The 21,189-nt window shown below is 71.0% G+C and carries 19 protein-coding genes; all 19 read right to left on the reverse strand.

Translation table 11 applies throughout. From position 1 onward, the window contains the following. Nucleotides 1–124: 124 nt before the first annotated feature. The 19 genes from GGD88_RS13985 to GGD88_RS14075 all read right to left on the reverse strand — a co-directional run bounded on the left by GGD88_RS13985 (nt 125) and on the right by GGD88_RS14075 (nt 21,145). Complete coding sequence (locus GGD88_RS13985) at nt 125–1,345, reverse strand: cellulose synthase operon protein YhjQ/BcsQ (RefSeq protein WP_184436488.1); 1,221 nt, start codon at nt 1,343–1,345, stop codon at nt 125–127. Nucleotides 1,346–1,437: 92 nt separating this feature from the next. Beyond that, the gene (locus GGD88_RS13990) at nt 1,438–2,079 is read right to left on the reverse strand and encodes a CpaD family pilus assembly lipoprotein (protein ID WP_221237156.1); all 642 of its coding nucleotides are present in this window, start codon (nt 2,077–2,079) and stop codon (nt 1,438–1,440) included. Nucleotides 2,080–2,168: 89 nt separating this feature from the next. Beyond that, nucleotides 2,169–4,175, reverse strand: coding sequence for a pilus assembly protein N-terminal domain-containing protein (locus tag GGD88_RS13995; protein ID WP_184436492.1), 2,007 nt, complete (start codon nt 4,173–4,175; stop codon nt 2,169–2,171). Nucleotides 4,176–4,279: 104 nt separating this feature from the next. Continuing rightward, entirely contained in the window at nt 4,280–5,518 is a 1,239-nt protein-coding gene (cpaB, locus tag GGD88_RS14000) for a Flp pilus assembly protein CpaB (protein ID WP_184436494.1), read from the reverse strand. A 73-nt stretch (nt 5,519–5,591) separates the two neighbouring features. Beyond that, nucleotides 5,592–6,131 carry an A24 family peptidase gene (locus GGD88_RS14005; protein ID WP_184436496.1) on the reverse strand — a complete coding sequence of 180 codons (540 nt, stop codon included), beginning with the start codon at nt 6,129–6,131 and terminating at the stop codon, nt 5,592–5,594. 248 nt (nt 6,132–6,379) lie between these two features. After that, the gene (locus GGD88_RS14010; protein ID WP_184436499.1) at nt 6,380–6,571 is read right to left on the reverse strand and encodes a Flp family type IVb pilin; all 192 of its coding nucleotides are present in this window, start codon (nt 6,569–6,571) and stop codon (nt 6,380–6,382) included. Nucleotides 6,572–7,110: 539 nt separating this feature from the next. Beyond that, on the reverse strand, nt 7,111–7,788 hold the full coding sequence (locus GGD88_RS14015) for a class I SAM-dependent methyltransferase (protein WP_184436501.1): 678 nt from the start codon (nt 7,786–7,788) through the stop codon (nt 7,111–7,113). Beyond that, a complete protein-coding gene (locus GGD88_RS14020) occupies nt 7,772–8,785 on the reverse strand; it encodes a glycosyltransferase (protein ID WP_221237157.1) in 1,014 nt (337 codons plus the stop codon). The genes GGD88_RS14015 and GGD88_RS14020 overlap by 17 nt, the downstream gene beginning before the upstream one ends. 4 nt (nt 8,786–8,789) lie before the next feature. Then, entirely contained in the window at nt 8,790–10,649 is a 1,860-nt protein-coding gene (locus tag GGD88_RS14025; RefSeq protein WP_184436505.1) for a hypothetical protein, read from the reverse strand. A gap of 47 nt (nt 10,650–10,696) precedes the next feature. Continuing rightward, on the reverse strand, nt 10,697–10,876 hold the full coding sequence (locus tag GGD88_RS14030; protein ID WP_184436507.1) for a Flp family type IVb pilin: 180 nt from the start codon (nt 10,874–10,876) through the stop codon (nt 10,697–10,699). A gap of 108 nt (nt 10,877–10,984) precedes the next feature. Beyond that, a complete protein-coding gene (locus GGD88_RS14035) occupies nt 10,985–12,571 on the reverse strand; it encodes an ATP-binding protein (RefSeq protein WP_184436509.1) in 1,587 nt (528 codons plus the stop codon). 157 nt (nt 12,572–12,728) lie between these two features. Further along, the gene (locus tag GGD88_RS14040) at nt 12,729–13,541 is read right to left on the reverse strand and encodes a hypothetical protein (protein ID WP_184436511.1); all 813 of its coding nucleotides are present in this window, start codon (nt 13,539–13,541) and stop codon (nt 12,729–12,731) included. After that, nucleotides 13,538–14,536: a ParA family protein gene (locus GGD88_RS14045; RefSeq protein WP_184436513.1), complete on the reverse strand. Its 999-nt coding sequence runs from the start codon at nt 14,534–14,536 to the stop codon at nt 13,538–13,540. The genes GGD88_RS14040 and GGD88_RS14045 overlap by 4 nt, the downstream gene beginning before the upstream one ends. Nucleotides 14,537–14,716: 180 nt before the next feature. Next, the gene (locus GGD88_RS14050; protein WP_184436515.1) at nt 14,717–16,171 is read right to left on the reverse strand and encodes a TMEM143 family protein; all 1,455 of its coding nucleotides are present in this window, start codon (nt 16,169–16,171) and stop codon (nt 14,717–14,719) included. A 25-nt stretch (nt 16,172–16,196) separates the two neighbouring features. Continuing rightward, on the reverse strand, nt 16,197–16,619 hold the full coding sequence (locus GGD88_RS14055) for a DUF6524 family protein (RefSeq protein WP_184436517.1): 423 nt from the start codon (nt 16,617–16,619) through the stop codon (nt 16,197–16,199). Between the two features lie 120 nt (nt 16,620–16,739). Beyond that, nucleotides 16,740–17,744 carry a TAXI family TRAP transporter solute-binding subunit gene (locus GGD88_RS14060; RefSeq protein ID WP_184436519.1) on the reverse strand — a complete coding sequence of 335 codons (1,005 nt, stop codon included), beginning with the start codon at nt 17,742–17,744 and terminating at the stop codon, nt 16,740–16,742. Nucleotides 17,745–18,091: 347 nt separating this feature from the next. Beyond that, on the reverse strand, nt 18,092–19,948 hold the full coding sequence (locus tag GGD88_RS14065; protein WP_184436521.1) for a S49 family peptidase: 1,857 nt from the start codon (nt 19,946–19,948) through the stop codon (nt 18,092–18,094). A 66-nt stretch (nt 19,949–20,014) separates the two neighbouring features. Further along, nucleotides 20,015–20,587 (reverse strand): peroxidase-related enzyme, encoded by a 573-nt coding sequence (locus GGD88_RS14070; protein WP_184436523.1) that lies wholly within the window; start codon nt 20,585–20,587, stop codon nt 20,015–20,017. 126 nt (nt 20,588–20,713) lie between these two features. Continuing rightward, a complete protein-coding gene (locus GGD88_RS14075) occupies nt 20,714–21,145 on the reverse strand; it encodes a VOC family protein (RefSeq protein WP_184436525.1) in 432 nt (143 codons plus the stop codon). Between the last annotated feature and the right edge of the window lie 44 nt (nt 21,146–21,189).

Raw genomic sequence — 21,189 nt, forward strand, 5'->3', positions numbered from 1 at the left:
GGCTGCCGCGACGGGCGCGGCGCCGCGTCACGCCGCAGCAGACGATGATACCAAAGCACTCCGGCCGCACGAAAGGTGCCCGTGCTTGGCCTGGACGCTGCCCCGACGTCCCCGAGTCGCGTCACTACGCTTTCTTGCGCGACGCCTTCTTCTGCGGCGCCAACCATCCTCTCAACAAGCTCTTGCGGGCTTTTCTCGCCGCCCGCGTTCCGGGCTTCATGTCGAGTTCAAGGCTGTCGACCAGCGTGTCCATGGCGCGCAGGTAGGCCTTGCTGCCGCCCTTCTTGACCACCGGCTCGCCGGTGTTCAGCGCCTGTCCGAACACCACCGGCTCGAACGGCACGCTGGCGACCGGAGCCTGGCCGACCACCTCCTCGAAATCCTTGCCGCCGAGTTCGGCCTTCGGGGCCATGCCGACCTTGTTGAGCACCAGGCGCGTGGGCAGGTCGGACCGTCGTTTCTCGGTCAGAAAGGTCACCATTTTCTGAACGTCGCGCAGATTGCTCAGGTCCGGGTAGGCAACCAGCACCACCGCGGAGGCGTCGAGCAGCACATCGCGCACCCACATGGACCACTGCCGCGGCAGGTCCAGGACCACCACGTCATGCTGGCGGCGCAGCAGGCCGAGCAGCCCCTCAAGAACGTCCCCGGGCGGCCGGAACGATACGTCGAGCTGCGCCGTCGATCCCAGCAGCACCAGATGTTCGTCGTAGCGTTGCAGGTAGCGGTCGAGGATCATGGTGTCGAGGTTCTCGGCCTGGCTCAGCACATCCGCCGCCGACTGGCGCGGATTGAGGTTCAGGTTGACCGCCGCCGTCCCGGCCGAGATGTCCAGGTCGACCAGCGCCACCTCGCCGGAGATGTCGCGCCCGATCTTGTAAGCGAGATTGCAGGCCAGCGCACTCGACCCCACGCCGCCGCGCACCCCCAGCACGGCCACGAGCGGCGCCAGGTTGTGTTCGCCGGTGTCGGTCGTGGTGCGCAGGACGGTGTCGATCAGGTCCTCGGGCGCGGGCGGCGAGACCAGATAGTCGGCCACGCCCAGGCTCAGAAGCTGGCGGTACAGCGCGATGCTGTCGTCCAGACCGAGCACCACGACCTTGGTGTCGGGCGTGACGTAATCCGCCACGGTGTCCAGTTCGGCCAGCAGGCCCTCGCCATGCTTGTCGCTTTCCAGGATCAGCAGACCCGGGCTGTCCATGCGAACCAGGGCCGCCGGCGCCTCGGCCAGTCCGCCGGGATGGATGCTGACCTGCGACCGCCGCAGCCGCACGTCCTCGGCCAGGGCTTCCACCGCCGCCCGTGTCCGGTCGTTCAGGACGAACGCTTCGACCGTGGTCCGCATGTCACCCCAATCCTCGCCAACACCCTCATGCCGTCTTGTCCACGCATCCGGTCACCGTCGCCCGGGCCGGCGCGCCCTTTTCGCCGACCGCGTCACTCGGCAATGCCGGTCACCGACCCGCTCTCCTCTTCGGGCGTCTCCGTTGCCGTCGTCTCGCCCAGCCGGTACTTCTCGATCACCAGACCCTGACGGGCTGTGTCGGCCGGACCCGGCGGGCGGCCCTGGATCAGGTCGCCCGGATCCGACAGCATCAGCCCGATGTTCCGGTTGTAGGCGCAGGCGAAATTGCTGTGGTAGCGGTTGGACGGATTGAACCCGGTCGTCCCCGACCAGTCGCCGCAGGTCGGCACCTTGGCGACATAGGCCTCGAACGACAGCGTCACCATGCCGCCCTCGGGCGCATCCCTGGTGAACAGGGGCGGCTCCACGACCGTCTGGACACCGCGGTCCTCCAGCCACGACCGCAGCAGGGTGAGCGCGCGCGCATCCGCGTCCGACGTGACGGACGCCGGGCTCAGACGCATGGCCGTGCGCCCGCGCCGCAGATAGTCCTCGACGAACCCCGGCTGCATCAACACCGTGCCGCCGGCGCCGTCGGGCGTCACCTCCGGCAACGGCACCGCCGTCTTGAAAGTACGGCGCTCCGCCGAGAGTTGATACTGGGTGTCGTGATCGGGCGCGCCGTCGGTATGGCAACCGCTCAGCACGGCGACACCCCCCAGCGCGAGCAGCACCGCACGGATCCGGCGCGGGATCCGGCGGCGGACGGACGCGGTACGGGGGGCCGACCCCTGGACCCGGTAGGCGCTGCCCATGACGCTCCTCACTCCATGATGTAGCCGAAGGGGGCGCCCACCATGACCGGCGGCCCGCCGCCCCCGCTGTAGCGATCATGCAGCCGCCCCAGCAGGTAGATGTCGAGGTCGTCGGCCGGCCGGAAGCCGTCCGTGGGCAAGACGAACTCGGGACCGAACTGGCGCGGCCGCACCTTGAAGGCCTCCACCGTGACCACCAGCTCGCTGCGCTCGTTCTGGAAATCCTGGCTGCGGAACAGGGCGCCCAGCACCGGCAGGTCCATCAGGCCGGGGATGCCCTGGATGGCGTTGCGGTCCTCGGTCTGCAACAGGCCGGCGATCATCAGGCTGCCGCCCGACGGCAGCATCACCGTGCTCTCGGCGCGCCGCGTGCTCAGGCCCGGAATCACCAGGCCGTCGAGCAGCAGCGAGTTTTCCTCCGACAGACGGCTGACCTCGGTGTTGATGCGCAAGCTGATCTGGTTGTCCGACAGGACCACGGGCGTGAACGACAGCTTCACGCCGAAGTCCTTGAACTCGATAATGATGCGGCCGTCGTCGTCGCGCCCCACCGGCACCGGGAACTCGCCGCCGACCAGGAAGTTGGCCGTCTCGCCCGAGATGGCGGTCAGCGCCGGTTCGGCCAGCAGGCGGACGAGGCCCTTGTCCTCCAGGGTCGAGAAGGTGATGTCGTCGATACCCAGTTCATTGATGAGCAGGGCGCCGGTCGGTGCGGTGATCGCGAGGCCGGCGCCGATGGTGCCGGCGCGCTCGATCGTGGTGCCGGTGATGTTGTTGAAGAACGGCACGGTGCGGAACAGCGCATCACCGCCGCGACCGACGTCAAAGTTGGTGTCGGTCGCCAGGAACTTGCGCGCCGTTCGGTTCATCTCGGAGACGCGCACCCGCAGGAGCACCTGCTGGTCTCCGGCGATATTCAGCGAGTTCACCACGGCCCCGTCACTGCCGACGAACTGCCCGGCGACCCGTTCGGCGTTGGCCGCCTCGACGGCGGAGCGCACCTGACCGGTCAGCACCACCCCGCCCTGGGTGGGCGTGATCTTGAGCCGGCTCTCCGGCAGCACCGCCGCCAGCGCCTCGCGCAGGCCGTCCATGTCGGCCTTGACGGTCATCTCGTACATCTCGATGACGCGGCCGTCCTCGTCGCGCAGGAAGACATTGGTGGCGCCGGCGGTCTTGCCCACCAGGAACACCCGTGTTGGCTCGGCCAGCACGTCGCTCACGATCTCCGGATCACCGACGACAATGGTGGCGACGGGGCGGTCCAGTTCAAGCTGAACGGCGCGCCCCACGGTGGCGATGATGCGATTGCCCTGGCGGAAGACGCCGCGCGACACCGTCTCGCGCGGCGGCTCGCGGCCGGGGGTCACCGCCGGCTCGACCACCGGACGGGCGCGGATCACCGCCCGCTCGGGCGGCGCGGTCGCCGCCTCCGCCGCGTCTTCCCGCGGCGCGCGATCCGGCCCGGCCTCCAGGGGACCCTCGTCGCCGACCGATCCCGGGGTTCCCACCGGGCGCGCCGACGCCGGCGGAAGGGGCATCGTGTTGGGACCCAGGCCGGCCGCGCCCCGGTCATCCGACGGCAGCAGCGGCCCCGGAGTCGCCTGCGCTGACGGCTCGGCCAGGGCCGCCGCCGACGGTGCCCGCCGCGCCGAGGACGCCGGCGGCGGCAGCGGATCGAAGCTGACGGCCCCACCAGGACCGGCACCGGAGGTCGCCGTGCCCGGTCCGGACGCCGCGGGCGCGGGCGCGGGCGCGGAACGCGCCGGGGTCGAGGTCGGAGCCGGAGCCGGAGCCGGGGCGGCCTGGCGCGCCATGCCGGGCGGCAGCGGCTCCAGTGTGCCCATCCAGGTCCCGCGCCCCGCCTCCTGGGCCCGCACCGCGCCGCCGCCCAGGCTCGACGGCCCAGGTGCCAGCAGCCCAGGCGCCAGAAGGCCAAGCCCCACCGCCACACCGAGCGCGACGGCGGCGCGCCGGGCGGTGGGTCGGACCTGTCCTCCGCGGGTGGGCCTCACGACTGACCATCCTCCAGCAGGGTCTCAACGCAAGCCAAAAAAACTCGCCAGCTCCGTATGTTGCACCAAGTTTCTTCGTTTGTACATGAGAAACGGGAGTCAAATCACTCTTCGATGGGAATCTCGTCCATCATCTCGGGCGTGATGCCGATGGGCGGACCGACATCATCCGGGCTCGCCGGTGCCCCGGGCGGACCCGACCGGCCGACCGGCGCCGCCCCCGACGGGGAGACGGTCCCGGACTCGCCCGCCGAGACCGTCACGCCCTGATCCAGCCCCTCGTAGACCGTCGGCTCCCCAGCCCCGCCGCGATAGACGGTCACGGTCCAGGCGGGCCCCTCCTCCACCGGCTCGGGGGGCGGCGGCTCGACCACCGGCGGCGCCATCACGGGTTCCGGTTCCTGGGCCTGCTCCCGGGCCAACTCGCGCAACTCGCGCTGCCGCTCCGCCTCGGCGGCGGCCCGCAGCAGCATGTCCAGTCCACCGCTGACGCTGCGGTCGGTGACAAGCTGGCGCTCGCGCTCGCGGGCCGGTCCGCCCAGTCCCAGCAGGGACGCCAGCCCCACCGGTCCCTGGCGATCGCTCAGCGCCCGCAGGGTCAGCGTCAGGCTGCCCATCTGGCGGGCGAGGTTGACGATCTCAGCCTCGGCGGCCGAGACCTCCACGGTCACGGTATCCACGAGCTGGGCCTCGTCGTCCTCACCCCGGATCTCCTGGTCCACCGCCAGCACGCGCAGGGACTCCAGGATGGTCTCCGAAACGTAGCGGGCGACCGGCGCGTTCACGCCGGGTCCGGAGGCACCGCGCGGCATGGCGGCCTGAAGGTCGTGCGTCAGAACGATGTCCACGCGGTCGCCGGGCAGGATGAAGCCGGCGGCCCCGCTGGCCTCGTTCACCGGGATGGAGATCGCGCGCATGCCGGGCTCCAGCGCGCCCGCCATGAAGCTGGCGTTGGCGCGGTCGAACACGGTGCGGTCGGTGATCGGCTCGCCGGCGGCGATGAAGCGGCGGGTGATCTTGCCGCTCATCTCCTCCTCGAAGCGGGTGCGCTGATTGAAAATCTGGCGCTCGGTCAGGCCCTCGGTCTCGCCGATCACCTTGTAGACCGACAGGATGTCCTCCTCCGGCCAGGGCTGCCACCGGAACATCGACCCGCGCAGGGGAACCCCGGCCTCGATGTCCTCGTCGGCCACCAGCACGCGCTGGCCCGTGAACACCGGCAACACCGGCTCCTCTTCGGTGGTCTGCTGGCGCTGCTGGGCCAGGTAACTGTTGACGAGGTAAGCCGCGCCCCCCGCCGCGGCCACGGCGATGGCGATGACCAGCAACAGAACCGCACGCATGATCCGAGGCTCCTTCCCCTCCAGGGCGGGGCGCGTCGCGACGGCTTCGCGGGCCGGGGCCGGACCGGATCGGTCAGCCGGGCGCCGGACCGATCGGCAGCCCCAGCGCCCCGGTCAGCCACGCCGCCAGGGTGCCGAGCGCAATCGCGAGTCCATAGGGCACAGTGTGCCAGCTTTCTTGATCATTGGTAAAGCAAGCCGCTACAAACGTCTGTTTTTCAAAAATTTTCACGGGTGTTATCCGAAGAGCCAAGAGGGCCAGCGACAGTAGGCCACCGGCGACCACAATGATAACAAGTATCTCCGGAAGGGCGCCCGGCCTGATCCACAGCCCGACCGCGGTCAGCAGCTTCACGTCCCCGCCGCCCAGCATGCCGACGGCGAACAGGACCGTGCCCGCGACGAACACGGCCAGCGCGCCGGCCGCCATCCAGCCGACATCGGCGAGGCTTGCGGCCCCAAGGCCGACGGCAAGTGCCGCAACGGGCACGAACAGAGCCGCCACCGCGACCGAGAAGCCGTTCGCGATGTGGCGGCTGGCGACATCCTGAAGCGCGGCGGCGGCCGTCAGCAGCACCACGGCGGCCCCGGCCCAGGTCATGAGGATAGACATGACGTCCCGTCGTGATACCGATGGGCCATGACCCGGACGCAGCCGTTTACAGGCCGGCATGCCACCCGAACCGGGGAGGTGGGAGCGATCATGGCCCCACGCCGCCCCCGAAACACAACGACCCGCCCGGGGCGGGCGGGTCGTGTTCGCAAGACTTCAAGAGCACGCTCAGACACCGATCGAAAGACCCCTGCCACGATAGGGGTGAGCGACGGCTCTTCTGACGTCTACAAGCTGGACAAACCCTCTTAGGAGGGCGTCTGGCTGGCGAGGTTCGACGCGATGCCCTCGAACAGATCACTGATGTTGTTGCCCAGCACGCTCGCGCCGGCAATGATAGCGAGAGCGATCAGCGCCGCCAGCAGGCCGTATTCGATCGCCGTCGCGCCCTTTTCGTCGCGGCCGAGGGCCGTCAGGACATGCTTGATGATGGTGAACATGGGTTCTCCTCCTTGCTCGGCGCCGCGCGGGCGCGTCCAGGTACCGATCGCACAGACTGCTGTGTCCGAAGCTTCCGTCACCACGCGAGGCCTGTCTCCAACGGCCTCATGCGGAGTATGATACGCGAGGCATGCAGTGTCCACTGTGACAGCCGTTACATCTCCGGCCACGTTCCGACCACTTTCCGGCCCGTGAGACTTGGTGTTCGTCGCTGGCCGCCTGAGACACGACTGTATCGGATACTGCCGATCACGCCCGCTCGCGACGCCTCTATATCACCTGTCCAGGGGCTGTACTCCGTTTTGGGTATACCGTACCCCACGCCACTTAACATCACGTTACTGGACTCGAGTCGCACAACGGCCTATCATTGTCTGCATGTGTTGCCAATTCGCAACGGACGACGCGCCTTTCGGGTAGGCGACTCGGGCGCGGCGACCCCGGCCACCCGCCCGAGGCCCTGATGTCGACGATCTCAACAGGCCCGTCCCCACGGCGTCGGGGATTGCGTGTTCTTCCGACAGCGCCACCGTGCCCCTCAGAGCCGCTCCGCCAGGACCATGGTCCAGGGCACCGGGCGGCGCACCTCCAGCACGCGCGCCTGACGCGCCACCAGGCGTTCGAAGCTCGCACTGGACCAGTGCTGGACGTGGCCCGGCGTGTTGCCGAACGCCGGAAGATACTTCAGCCGCGCCATGTTGAGGACCCGCCACAGCGGCTCGCGCGGCACGCTGAGGAGAAGATAACGGTTGCTGAACGCGACCAGCCGCTTGAGCGCCGCCTCCGGGTCCGGCACGTGCTCCAGCACCTCGCAGCAGACCACCAGGTCCGCGCGCAGGTCGGCCAGCTCTGACCCGCGGCCTTTGGCCCCGTCTTCGGTCAGGTCGGCCTGGACCACCCGCACCGCACCCGTCCCGTCCGCGCGCGCCGCGAGGCGGTCGCGCGCCTGCCCGACACAGCCGGCGTCCACATCGAACGCCGTCAGCGCCGCCACACGGCCCAGCAGCCGCGCGGACAGGTGCCCCTCGCCGCAGCCCGCCTCGATCACCGTGCTCGGCGCCACGCGCGCCACCAGAGTATCGAAGTCACGCAGGAAGCCGGCCATCAGGGCCCGTACGATGGGATTGCGCGAGCCGTACTTGTCGTAGACGTTGCCGCCGATGTGGCCCGGCGCCGCCTCGCGCACCACGGGCGCCGTCTCAGGGGTCCGCGCCATCGCCCTGCCCTTCGTGTCCCACCCTATCCGCCGTACCATCGACCCCGCCGCCGCGCGCGCCCAGGCGCGCCCGCAATTGGGCGGTCCGGATCTCGGCTAGCAGGACCCGGTTGGCCGCGATCAGGTCCGACAGCACGCCGGCGGCGAAGATGACGACCGACGAGACCATCAGGATCGCGACCAGGATCAAAGACTGGATATTGCCGCTGCCCTGGCCGATGGCGAAGAAGTACAGGAAGCGCAGGCCCAGCACCAGGCCCGGCACCGCCACCAGAAGACCAAGCAGGGCGAAGAAGCGCAGCGGCTTGTACAGCACGAAAATGCGGAAGATCGTGACCATCGAGCGCAACACGTACCCGCGCATGGACCGGAACAGCCGCGACGGCCGCGTCGACGGGTTTGTCCGCACCGGCACCGCGGCAACCGGCAGGCCCATGCGGCCGGCCTGGATCAGCGTTTCCAGCGTGTAGGTATAAGTGTTGAACACGTAGAGCCGGAGCGCCGCCTCCCGGCTGATGGCGCGGAAGCCGCTGGGCGCGTCCGGAACGCGCGTGCCGCTCGCCAGGCGCACGACCCAGCTTCCCAGGCGCTGCAACAGCTTCTTGGCCAGCGGGAACTCGGCCGTCTCCATGATCGGCCGCGTTCCCACCACCATCATCGCCCGTCCCGCCACGATCGGCGCGACCAGATCCGGGATGCAGGCGGCGTCATACTGGTTGTCGGCGTCGGTGTTGACGATGACGTCCGCGCCCCGCTCCAGCGCCACCAGAAGGCCGGTCATGAAGGCGGTCGCCAGGCCCCGGTTCACCGGCAGCCGCACAACGTGATCGACCCCATGCGCGCGGGCGACCGCGCTGGTGTCGTCGGTGCTGCCGTCGTCGGTCACCATCCATTCGACGCGATCGAAGCCCGGCACCGACCGCGGCAGGTCGGCCAGGGTGCGCGGCAGGGTCGCGGCCTCGTTGAAGCACGGAATGTGGATGATGAGCGTCGCCACGGCCTCACCCCGGGTCATTCACGACGCGATAGACGTGCAGGGCGTCGCCCAGCCGCGCCGGCAGCTCCAGCGGTCGCAGCCAGTCCGGCCGCTCGCCCGCCAGCAGCCGGGACCGGAAATCGGTCGCCGAATCGGCATCGGTGAAGAAGCCATCCATGCCCGGGGTGTCGCAGACCACCAGCAGATCGACCCCGGCCCCGGTCGCGATCCCGCGCGCCGTCGCGGCGTCATCGGCGGTCATGACCTCCCAGGTGGTCGTGAACCCGGGCTGGAGGCGGTGATTGGGCATGGCGTAGACGCGATGCGGCGTGCGGTACATCAGCTCCGAGCCCATGTCGGCCACCGCCATGATGTTGAGGCGCGGCGGCGCCGGCATCGTGGCCGCGATCCAGTCGGCCACCCCGGTGAAGGCGCAGACCTCCTTCAGGTTGGGACCAGGCTCCGCCGCGTCGGCCGCCGCCAGACGCTGCACGCCGAAGGGGGCGAACATGACCAGGATGGTGGCCGCCACCCGCGCGGGAACGCGGATCGGCAAGGCCAAGGCGCCGAGCGCCTCGAACACGCCGGCCACCAGAACCCCGTACCCCGGCGCCAGAAAGGCCAGCACCAGCGGCATCCAGGCCGCATTGGGCGGCCAGGTCAGACCCATGTAGACCGCCGCGAGGGCGATCAGCGTTCCCCAGACCCAGCGCGCCGGTCCCGGCCCCCGCACCAGCAGCAGCGCCAGGCCGACAAGGCCCAGCGCCGCGGCACCGAAGTAGGCCCCCTTCTCGGCCATTGCGGTCAGGGCCCGGCCCCAGCTCGCCAGGTCCGCGGCCGACAGGAGCGGCTGATACTCGTCGATACGGACCAGGCGAACCCGTTCGTAGAGGGGGTCGATCGGAATGCCCTGGTCCGGTCCCAGCACCTGCGGGAACAGCGCTAGCAGCGCGGCAAGTCCGACAACCGCCAGCGGCGCCGCGACGGCCGCCCGCCCCACACGGCCCGCGGTCCACCCGGGCCGGCGGCGTTCGACCGCCCCGAGGGCCATCCAGAACGCCAGCACCGCGACGAACACGCTCAAATGCCAGAGCGAGAGGCGGTCGAACTCCACGGCCGTCACGGCATCGAGCGGCGGCCGCTCGATCACCAGAGCCCCGATGGTGCCCGCCACAGCCGCCGCTGCTACCCAGACGTTGCGGCGCCCCCAGTCATCGCCCGACACCAGCCACCGCACCCCCAGCACCACCGGGATCGCAAGCGCCAGCAGCACCCCGCTGATGTTGACCCAGATGGCCAGCGGCAGGCCCAACCCGACGGCAACGGCCCCGCGCCGCCAACGGGCCTCCGTCATCAGACGGACCAGCCCCCACAGGATCAAGACGAAGGCGAGGATGAGCGGCGGGTAATGATCGGGCCGGCCGGGCACGAACACACCGATGATCGGGGCGATGAACAGCAGCGCCAGCGCGGCGAAGGTGGTCTGGACCGCCCCCAGCAAGGGCCGCAGCGCAAACGCCAGTCCCCCGACGGCCACCACGCACAGGACGGGCGCGACGATGAAGCCACCCCAGTGCAGCGCGGCCGGCGCGTCCATGACCGGCATGAACGGCAGCGCGCACAGAATGATCAGCACGTCCAGCGGTCGGGTCCAGTGCGACACCAGGCCGTCGGGCAGGATGCGGTCATAGCGGGCCTCGAACCACGCCCCTCCCTGCCACAGGTCGACGACCCGCACCATGCGCGCGTAGGTGTCGGTCCCGAAAAAGCCCGGCAGGGCACTGCCGTCGACGACGGCGGCATTGACCGTGACCGCACCAACGATCACGGCGGAGAGTGCCACCGCCACCCAACAGGCCGTGGCATCCCGGGCATCCTGCGTCATCCCTGATCCTCGCCCGTCCCGCTCCGGCACGGCCGATCCCGCACCGATCACCAGTTGGAAACCTCGTTCGAGGCCGCTTCGAACACACCGGTCAGATTGTTCCCAAAAGCGACCAGCCCAACCAGCATGCCGATCCCGATCAGGGCCGCAAGCAGACCGTATTCGACAACCGTGGCCCCCAGCGTATCGCGCCGGATCGACCGCAGGACAGCGAACGCACGTTTCATGGCGATCCCCTTCGCTTGTCGTCCGCGGGTCTCCCCCACGGCGGTCCGCCCGCCACCCGCGCCGACTCCCCGTCCCCGAAGCATGCCATACCGGATGCGCGAACGCCGCTACTGACGGGGATAGCGCCAGCGTCCGATCACCTGCTCCACATAGCCGCGATCCCCCGCCTCGCTGTCCCAACTGTCCGAGAACGCGGCCGCCCCGGCGCGCGGTCGCTTCTCGGGCGGCAGCAGGTCCAGCTTCACCCGCATCGGCATCGGCGCCCCCGCGCCGACCGCGATCACCTCGGCCATGCCCAGGGCCGGCAGCGTCCCGGCCAGGTCGCCGGCGTCGTCCGGCAGGGCGCCGCGCACGTAGGACAGATCGCGCTCGTTGGACAGCCGCAGCGCCATCACGGTGTTGCACTGGGACAGGATCTCCGGATCCAGCTCGGACGGCCGCTGCGAGATCAGGCCGAGACCAAGACCGTACTTGCGCCCCTCCTTGGCGATGCGTCCGAGGGCCCGGCGCGTCGAGCGGAACACGGATCCGGCCGTTGCCGGTGCGTAGCGGTGCGCCTCCTCGCACACCAGCAGCACCGGCACGCTGGGATCACCACCCCGGGCCGCGAACAACTGAAAATCGAAGACCATGCGGCAGAACAGCGAGACCACAACCTCGACCACCTCGCTCGGAACCCCGGACAGGTCGACCAGGGTCAGCGGGCAGCCGTCGGTCGGCAGGCGCAGCAGGGTCGCGATCACGTCGACCATCGAGATCCGCATCAGCGTCCCGGAGAACATGAACGCGAAGCGCGGATCCCCCATCAGGGTGTCCAGGCGGTTCATGAGCCGCAGGTAGGGCCGCACATCCTCCGACCGGTTGAGGTTACCGACCTCGTCGTCGAGCGCCTTGCGCAGATCGCTGAGCCGGTAGGGAATGGGGGTGTCGACCGTCACCTCCTCCGGCGCCCGGCTGCCCACGGGCGACTTGCGCTTGGCCGCCATCAGGGCGTCCATCAGCAGCATCACCTCGGCCGGCGAGTCATCTAGCCGGGCGCCCAGGAACACGCTCGCCAGTTCCTCCCCGGTCATCAGCCAGTACGGCAGGCTCATGCCGGCCGGATCGACAACGTGGCACAGGCCGGCGAACGCCTCGCGGTATTCGTCGTGCGGATCCAGCACCACCACGTGGCCGTGCGGAAAGCCCTCCAGGATTTTGTGCAGAACCAGGGCGACGGTACAGGACTTGCCGGACCCGGTGGTGCCCAGGATAGCGAAGTGCCGGCCCAGCATGGCGTCGACCTGAAGGTGGGCGCGCACCTCGGGGGCGCCGTAGATCTGTCCGACCGGGACCGTGGCCTCGCTCGGCGGCGCGAACACGGCGGCCAGATCCGCGGTGCTGGCCATGGCGACCGGATCGCCGATCCTCGGATAGCGCGTCACGCCCCGCCGCACCGCCCCCAGGCTGCCGTCCTCCCGGCGCTCGGCCTCGCCGATGGCGGCGATGTCCACCGCCACGGGGCCGGCGGCCGGCGCGCCCCCGGCGCCGTCGACCGCATGCACCGACCCCACCACGCCGATCACGGCGCCGTCCACGGTGTCGATGCGCACCATGCGCCCCGGGCGACACTCGCGGATGCCGCCGTCCGGCACGCCATAGGCCGTCACGCGCGACCCGTGAACCTTCATCAACTGCCCGATGGTCTCGGCCATGCTTGCGCCCGTTTCCTACGGTCCGGCACGCCGCCCGGCCCGGCATCCCGACCGGGCGGACGACGGGCGGGACTCTCCCGCCGCGGCAGTATACCGGAACCGTGCGGGGCCGACAGCCTTTCCAGTCCGGAGCGGACCGCCGAGACCACCGATGCGGTCAGCGACCGGTGGTCGGCTGCGCCGGGGTCTCGTCCAGGCGCCGCCGCAACTCGTCGATCATGTAGGTCAGCAGCGCCCGCCGCAGGACGTTCTGCTGTGTGGTGGCGCACACCTTGGCGAACTGGCGCAGCAACTCGTGTTCGCGAGCGGGCAGCCGGACGCTGACGTGCCGGCGGCGCGACGCCGCCTCGCCCGCCCCCACCTCGTCCTCGCCCACCGTCCCCGGCGGCCGCTCCGGCCCGAACAGATACACCTCAAGGTCACCGGGTTCCTCGGCCGGGGCCGCCGCCAGGGTCTGGCGCAAGCCATCGGCGCGTCCGGACAGCCGCACCCAGGGTGGCACCGGCCCCGGGCCGAAGCGGCCGCGCGCCGCCGGCACCGCCGCCGCGCCGCGCCGTGTCGCGGCCGGTTCGGGGCGGGCCGCCGACGACCGTCCGCCGCCCTCGGCCGCCTCGCGCCGGCGGGACAGCGCCTCGCGCAGGTGATGCCACGGGCGCGTCGGCCCGTCCGCGACCGGCTCGACCGGCTGCCCGCTCCCGCCCTGCCCTGGGGCCGGCTCCGGCCGCGGCGTCTGGGTCGTCGCCACCACGTGAGGACGCGGGAACGGCATCACCCGCCGGTCCGGCGCGGGCCCGTGGGCGGCCGGGGCGTCCCCGCCCTCCGGTTCCGCCTCGGGCGCCGCGCTCGCCCCCAGGGTCCGCGCCAGATCCTCGAACCGGCTGCGGCCGGAGGACGGAATCGCGGCCTGCACGGCCGGCGCCGCCTCGCCCTTGCGGGAGAACAGCGCATCCAGTCCGAACACCGCGCTCATGACGAGGCCTCCACGATCCCGCGCCGCCCGAAGGCATGGCGCGTCCCGCCGCCGACGCGACCCTGGGCCGGGCTGGGCCGCACCCCACGCGCCGGATAGGTCGGCGCCGGGGTTCGTGCGGCCAGGGTCCGGGCGTCCCGGCTGGCGGACGCCGCGACGGTCCCGGGCTCCGCGATCCGGTCGTCCGTCTCAGACGGTTCGTCGGTGGCCTCGCGCACCACCGCAGGCGCGGCGACCGCCGGCACGATCGACGCCGCCGGGATCCCGGTCTGCTGCGCCAGCACCGCAGCGCGCGGCGGCGGCTGATAGGACTCGCGCACGAAGTCGGAGAACGCCGCACCGTGGCGCGGTCCGGCCGGTTCGGCCTGGCGGGCGGCCCGATCCAGCCGATCCTGAAGATAGTCCCACAACGCGAGCATTTCGGCCGCCGAGGGACCGTCCGCGTTGACCTCCATGACGGTGCGGCCGTCGCTCATGCTGGCCGCGTAGTCGACCCGGTTCTGCACCGTGACGGGGGCGACCGTGCCGTGCTGGCTGAGGGCCACCGCGGCGTCGGCGGTGATGCGCGCGCGGGCGGTGGCGGCATTGACGACGAACACGAACGGGCGCGCCAGGCCCTCGACCAGATCCACCGTGGCACCGGCGGCGCGCAGGTCGTGGGGACTCGGCCGCACCGGCACCACCACCAGGTCGGCGTTCTCGACCACGCTGCGGATGGCGATGGTGATGGCCGGCGGCGTGTCGATGACCACCAGCCGGATGCCGCGCCGCTCCAGCTCGGCCAGCGTCTCCGGCAGCTCGGTGAGCGACGAACGCACGAACAGCGGCGTCTCGGCGCGGCGCGCGTTCCACCACTGCGCCAGGCTGCCCTGGGGGTCGGTATCGAGCATCGCCACCGGCCCCAGGCCGAGGGTATCGGCCCGCACGGCCATGTGACCGGCCAGCGTGGTCTTGCCGGAGCCGCCCTTCTGCGACGCGAATACGATGACCTGCATGGCGCGACGTCCTTTCCTGGCACCGCCGAGGACACGTCGCGGCCCGCCGCGTCGCGCCCGCCGGCCGACGACGACCCGCCGCACGGGTCCACGAGTCAGGCTAGGGCGGCGCCATGCCGGCGGCAGTGACTCCAGTCACAGCGACGCCGCCGGCCCGGCGCCAGCGGACCGCCGACCGGATCAGCGTCCGTCGGCCGCGTCGAAGCCGGCGCTCTCGGTGCTGCCGCGCGCCCCCAGACGGACCAGGCCGTCGGGGCCGTCGCCCGCCTCGCGGTGCCAGCGGGACCGCAGCCGGTCCAGCGCCTCCGGCAGCGGCGGCACACCGAACCGGCCGTCTCCCGCCGCCGCGAGCAGGTCGAGACGGCCCAGTTTCCCCAGGGCGTCGTCGATGTCGAAGTCGACCCGGACACCACAGGTCCCGGACAGCCACGCTTCGACCGCCGCCTTGAGGCCCGCGGCGTCCAGCGGCCGCTCGGCGCGCGCCAGATGAACGTAGGCCAGCAGCGCCTCCTTGAACTCCTGGTCCTCGGCGGTACCCAGGAGATAATCGAACACAGCCGCATTGTTGCAGACGTTGCGGTAATAAAGATTGTCGGTCAGCACCATCTGGTACTTCAGCACCTGACGCTCGAACTTGATCCACTGCCGCATCAGAAAGCCGCCCAGCCCGGCCAGCGCGCTCATCGCCGCCAGCGCCTTGGCCAAGTCCTGTTGCTCGACCGAGCCGGCCGCGGTGAAGCCGAGCCAGGCGGCGGCCACCACCATCAGCACCGACAGGGCCGGCAGGATGTTCATCAGCACCGGTACGCCCCCGGCCACCGCCGGTACGCCGAGCAACAGCTTGTCGCGCAGCCGCATGACGGCGCGGGCCCCGGGGTAGAGCATGTTGAGGTCGGCCTCGGCCACGTCCGTGAACAGCTTGAGCACGACCCGCCCTTCGAACACGCGGGTGAGCGGCCGCCCGCCGGGCGTCAGGCTCTCCGGCAGCGGCAGACGCCGGCGCGGCTCGGCGATGGAGTCGTGAAACCGGATCAGGACCACGACGTGGCGCAGCCGGATCGCCGGCACGACCCGGCGGATCAGGCCGAAGAGGTGGCTGCGTTCGGTGCTGGCGCGGCGCCGGCCGCGGGCGAAAAAGGCGACATCGGCGTAGTGATGCCGGGGCACGCGCACCTCGGCGTCGACCTCGGCGACCGCGCGTTCCGCCCGGGTCAGGCGTTCGGGATCCACGCGAACGAAGTTGGCCTGGGCGAGGAGCCGGGACAGCCGGTCCTTGAGCCGCGCGTAGGTCGCCGGCCGGTCCTCGCTCCAGTCCAGCGCCGCGGGCGGCAGGTCGGGATTGAAGGGATGGTAGTCGTCGCGCAGGCCGGCCAAGACCTCGCGGCCCTCAATCCGGAACAGCAGCCCGAGCAGCCGGCCCAGGGCGTCGAAGGTGGCGCGGGTCTCCGGCCCGGCCCCGGACCAGAGCGCACCCAACCGCTCCACCAGCGCGCCCTGGGGGACCGGGATGAAGGTATCGGCGACGGTGTCGTCGACCGCGTCGACCGCGTCGGGCGCGACCGATGCCGTCTCGGCCCGGGCGGCGCCGACCGCCGTCCGGGCCTGTGTCTGCGGGGCTGCTATCGGCGCACCCAAGCGCGGGTCCCCCGAGCGGCGGACGTCAGGTCTCGACGTCGTCGATATCGTACTGCCCGGTCAGACGACGCCGGATGTGCGACCAGGACAGGCCGACGGCCATGATGGTGGCGACCGCGAACAGGCCGATCCAGATCAGGATCTCACCGGTCAACCAATCCGTGCCGGCATAGGTGACCACGGCCCAGGCCAACACCGCGAACAGGACGACGATGAGGCCGATGCCGACGGGGCCGATCGAGCGCATGGTGGCGCGAAGGTAGATGATGAACCCGATCAGCAGGACCACCGCCAGCAGGGCCTTCAGCGGCAGGTCCTGGTCGAGCGGCGTGGTCTGGATCCAGCCCACCAGCGACCAGTCGGTGGGGTTGAACGTCGCCAGCACCAGGACCACGGCCACCAGCCAGCGGACCAGGAACCCGACGAACGTGAAACTGCTTGCTGCCATGTCCCCCTCTCCATGTTGCGGGACGGGCGACCCGGGACCGCGGTCCAGCCGCGTTCCCGGTATCGCGCGGCCCTCCCGGCGCGTCGGCCCCGACCCGGGGACCCGCGCGCGGTCGTGCGGCTATTCGGTGATGCGCTCGCGCGCCTCTTCCACCGCCTGCAGGGCCTTTTCCATGCCCTGTTCGGAGACCTCGGCCAGTTCATCCAGCATGGACTGGAACCAGCCGGCCGACGGCTGCAACGCCTCCAGCGGCGCCGAGCGGACGGTCTGGATCATCTCCTCCTGGTCGAGGCGCGCGTCGCTACCCTCGGGGAGCTGGTCCGGACGGCCGGTGATGTAGGCCAGCGGCGTGCAGGCGGTGACGATCTTCTCGACGCCGCGCCAGTTCAGCAGGCCCGCGCTGGTGACCTTCACCTCCAGCGGCACGTAGGCCCGCTCGCCATCCGCGAAACGCTGGCGCAGGATGGCGCGGTCGACCACCGGCACGAACGCCATCTTGGCGTCGTTCAGGCGCTCGAAGCGCGGGTTCGAGGGATCCGGGAACTGGACGAAGAACGCGACGTCGGCCTCGCCGTTGATGACGGCGTCGATGGCCTCGTCGGTGCTGCCCATGTAGTTGACCTTGTTGGCCTGGGCCAGGCCCTCCTCGAAGGTCTGGAGCAGCTTGAAGGTCTGCGCCGATCCGCTGGCCTCCGGACCGAGCGCGAAGCGCAGACGGCGGGCATAGCCGGTCACCGCACCCCAGTTGTCGAGGCGCTCGGCGTTGGCCTCGTCCGTGACCGCATAGAGGCACTCGTTGGTGACGTCGTTGCGGATGATCGCGACCTTCTCGGCGATGGCCGGGTTCTGGGCCGACTTGTAGGCCAGAACGTCGGTCTGCGTCATGCCGATGGCGCGCGGGTTGTTCAGCACCTGTTCGATGTTCTCGCCGCTTCCGGCGCTGGTCTTGAGTTCGTAGTCAAAGAACTCGGTCTTCAGCGTCTCGAGCAACAGCGGACCGAAGGAGCCGAAGTAGCTGCCCGACTCGCCGCCGGTGTAGATGGGGTTGGCCGCCAGGGACGGACCGGAGATCACGGCGGCCGCCATGGCGGCGCCGGCAACCCAGGATTTCGTCAGGATGGTCATGATTCCCCCACTGTTGTGTCTGGCCGCGTGTGTGTCGTCGCGTGTGTGTCTGAGGGTGTCTGGCCGGATCTGATGTGTCGGTCGTCCTCCGCGGTGCGTGTGCGGCTCCGGCTCCCGCTCCTGGGCCGCCCTCTGGTGGGCGCGCCCGGCCATCGGCCGCCTCCGGTATGATCCGCCCGAAAAAAGACCACTCCGTGGCGGGCGCGGGCCGGCGCCGTCGCCCCCCCGTCGCCCCCCTCTGTGCTCTCGTCACGCCGGGCGGCGCGGCGGCCTCCCACCGCGGCGACCGCCGAAACGGTACTCCACCCGCGCCCGGCAAGGCAACGCGAGGCGCATGACCGGGGCGCTCAGTCCGGACCGGGACGGCCGCGATCGCCATGGCCGCCGGCCGGTTGGGTCGGGCCACCATACCACAGACGCGCCCCGCCGCCGGCGCCCGGCCCGGCGAGGCCGTCGATCCGCCCAAGAACCGGATCGAGCACCGCGAGCACGCGCAGCAGGGCTCGCACCTCGGGCCCCGACAGGGCCCCCGCGCCGGACGTCAGCCCGGGCAGGTCGCCGCTCTCCAGCAGGCGCATCAGGCGGCGCACCGGGTCCAGCGGCGCCGGGTACGGCGCCACCACCACCGGCTCGTCGGCCGGCAGGGCCGCGGCCTCGCGCGCCACCTGGAGCGCCTCGCGCAACCCGCCCAGCCGATCCACCAGCCCGACGTCGAGCGCATCCGCGCCGGTGAAGACGCGCCCGCCGGCCACCCGGTCCAGTTGCGCCGCCGTCAACCCGCGGGCCTCGCCGACACGCGCGGTGAAGTCCGCGTAGATGGCATCCAACCGCCGGTCGAGGGCGCGGCGCGCCGCCAGGGAGAACGGCTCGGTGAAGCTCCACATGCCGGCATTGCGCCCCTCCGACAGCCGCGCCCAGGTCAGCTCCAGATCCGCCGACAGGTCGCGGATGACCGGCTTGCCCGCCACCACCCCGATGGAGGCCGTGACCGTGCCCGGCGAGGCCAGGATCTGGTCGGCCTGCACGGCAATGAAGTAGCCGCCCGACGCGGCCGTGTTGCCCATCGAGGCGATCACCGGCGTGCCGCGCGCCTGCGCCCGGGCGACCGCGCGGCGCACGGTGTCGGCCGCGACGTAGTCGCCGCCGGGGGTGTCGAGCCGCAGGACGATGGCGGCGACGCGTTCGTCGTCCACCGCCGCGCGGATGGCGTCCGCCACGTCCTCGGCCCGCAGTTGCGAGGCCAACCCGAAGTCCGCCGTATCCTCGCCGCCGCCGGGGACCACCATGCCGACGCCGTGCACCAGGGCGATGCGGCGCGCGTCCTCGGGCCGGCTGTCGTCGCGCCGGGCCATGTAGTCCCCGACCGCAAGGCGGGGCACCGCACCCAGCGTTTCGCGCACCGCGTCGCGGAACTCGTCCAGATAGCCGGCGCGGTCGACCAGCCCGGCCGCCACCGCCTCCTCCACCAGCAGCGGCGCCCGGTCGATGACGCGCCGCAGGTCCTCGAGCGGCACGCCCCGGGCGGCGGACACACCGGCCTGCATCTGATCGAACCAGGAGGCCACCAGGCGGCCCATGTTCTCCTCGATCTCGGGCGGGATCGACGCGTCGGTCAGGCTGGCGAAAGCACCCTTGTAGTCCTCGCGGGCCGACGCTTCGAAGGCGATGCCCCAGCGCTCCAGGGTCGCGGCCAGAAACGGCAGGTCCACCGACAGGCCGATCAGCCCGAGTTCGCCGGACGGCTGCATCCAGATCTCATCGAACGCCGAGGCCAGGTAATACGCCATCGTGCCGGAGCCACCGGCGGCCGGCATGGCGTCGGCGTACAGGTAGGTCGGCTTGCCGTTGGCGTGGAAGGCATGGACGGCGTCGCGCACCTCCTGGGCCTGCGCCAGCCCCATCTCCGGCATGCGCACGCGCGCCACCAGACCAGTGACGCGGTCGTCGGTGGCGGCCCGCTGCAAGCCCTCCAGCAGCGTTCCCAGCGACAGCTCCCGGCCGCCGCCGCCCGGCAGCCAGCCGGTGTCCGGTCCTTCCTTGATGGCCTGGTCCAGGTCCACGGTCAGGACCATTTCGGCGGGCAGGCTCTCCGTCTGGGGGCGGAACTGGGTCACGAGCACCACGCCGGCGGCGACCACGATCACCACGACGACGCCGACGATGGCGAACAGCCAGAGGACCAGCTTGCCCAGGAAACGAAACATGCCGCGGCGGCTCCCTTGACGAGGCCCGGCCGGCGACGCCGCTGGCGCGCCGCCGGCCGCACCGACTCAGCGGTTCATGGCGTGGTATTCGGCGTTGGGGATCATCTCGGTGCCGTGCGCCATGCGGTTGGTGTAGTTGAAGAATGCGGCGACATCACAAATGTCGAAGATGTCGTCGTCGCTGAACCCGACGTCCCGCAGGCGCTGGCGCGCGGCCTCGTCGATCTCCAGCGGGGCCAGGGTCAGCGTCCACGCGAAATCCAGCATCGCACGCTGGCGCGGCGGCAAGTCGGCCACACGATAGTTCATGACCAGCATCTCGCCAAGCTGCGGGTCGTCCGACAGCGCCCGCACCGCCTGACCGTGGGCGACCAGACAATAATAGCAGTGGTTGGCACAGCTCACCACGACCGCGATCATCTCGCGTTCGAGCTTGGACAGCCCCGACTCGCCCAGCATCAGCGTGTTGTAGAACCGGCCGAAGGCCCGCAGCTTGTCCGGATTGCCGGTGTAGGCCCGCAGCACGTTCGGCACCAGCCCGAGCTTTTCGGTGCAGGTCTCGAAGTAGCCCTGCAGGTCGGGCGCGTCGGTGCAACGGTCGGGAATGTCGAGGCGGGTGACGTGATCGGGCTGGGGCATCGGGTCCTCCGGGTGTGACGGGGTGACGCCGGACGGCCGGACCGCAGGTGTCAATGCGATCCGTCAATCAGCCGCCCGTGGCGCCGGCAGTTTACCCGAAGTGGCGATCCATCCAAGCCCCGCCCGTCACCCGTGCGACGGCTCCATCTGCAGGACGATGCGTCCGTCCTCGGTGAGCGCAAAGCCGTCAACCCAGGTGATTTCCCAGGGATGGCCGTCCGGATCGGCGAAGTAGGCCGTGACGCCGCCCCACGGCATGGTGCGGGGCGGCTTCAGAACGGTGGCGCCGGCGGCAACGGCGGCGTCGAGGCGGACCGGAACCTCCTCCGGCGTGGCCACGTTGAACGCCAGGGTGACGCCGCCGGGGCGGGCGTCGGTCAGGCCGGTGTCCTCCGCCAGGGCGGTGCGGCCGTACAGGCTCAGAACCACACCGCCGCCGTCGAGGAAGGCGACTCCTTCCTCGTTCGTGGGCGCCGTGCGAAGGCCGAGCGCCTCGTAGAAGGCGCACGACCGCGCCACATCGGCGACGGCCAGGGTGATGAGACTGATGGCGACCATGGGGACTCCTCCGATGCGACGGTGTCGGGGGACGCCGCCGGGAC

This window comes from Roseospira goensis, from assembly GCF_014197795.1.
Lineage (GTDB): Bacteria > Pseudomonadota > Alphaproteobacteria > Rhodospirillales > Rhodospirillaceae > Rhodospira > Rhodospira goensis.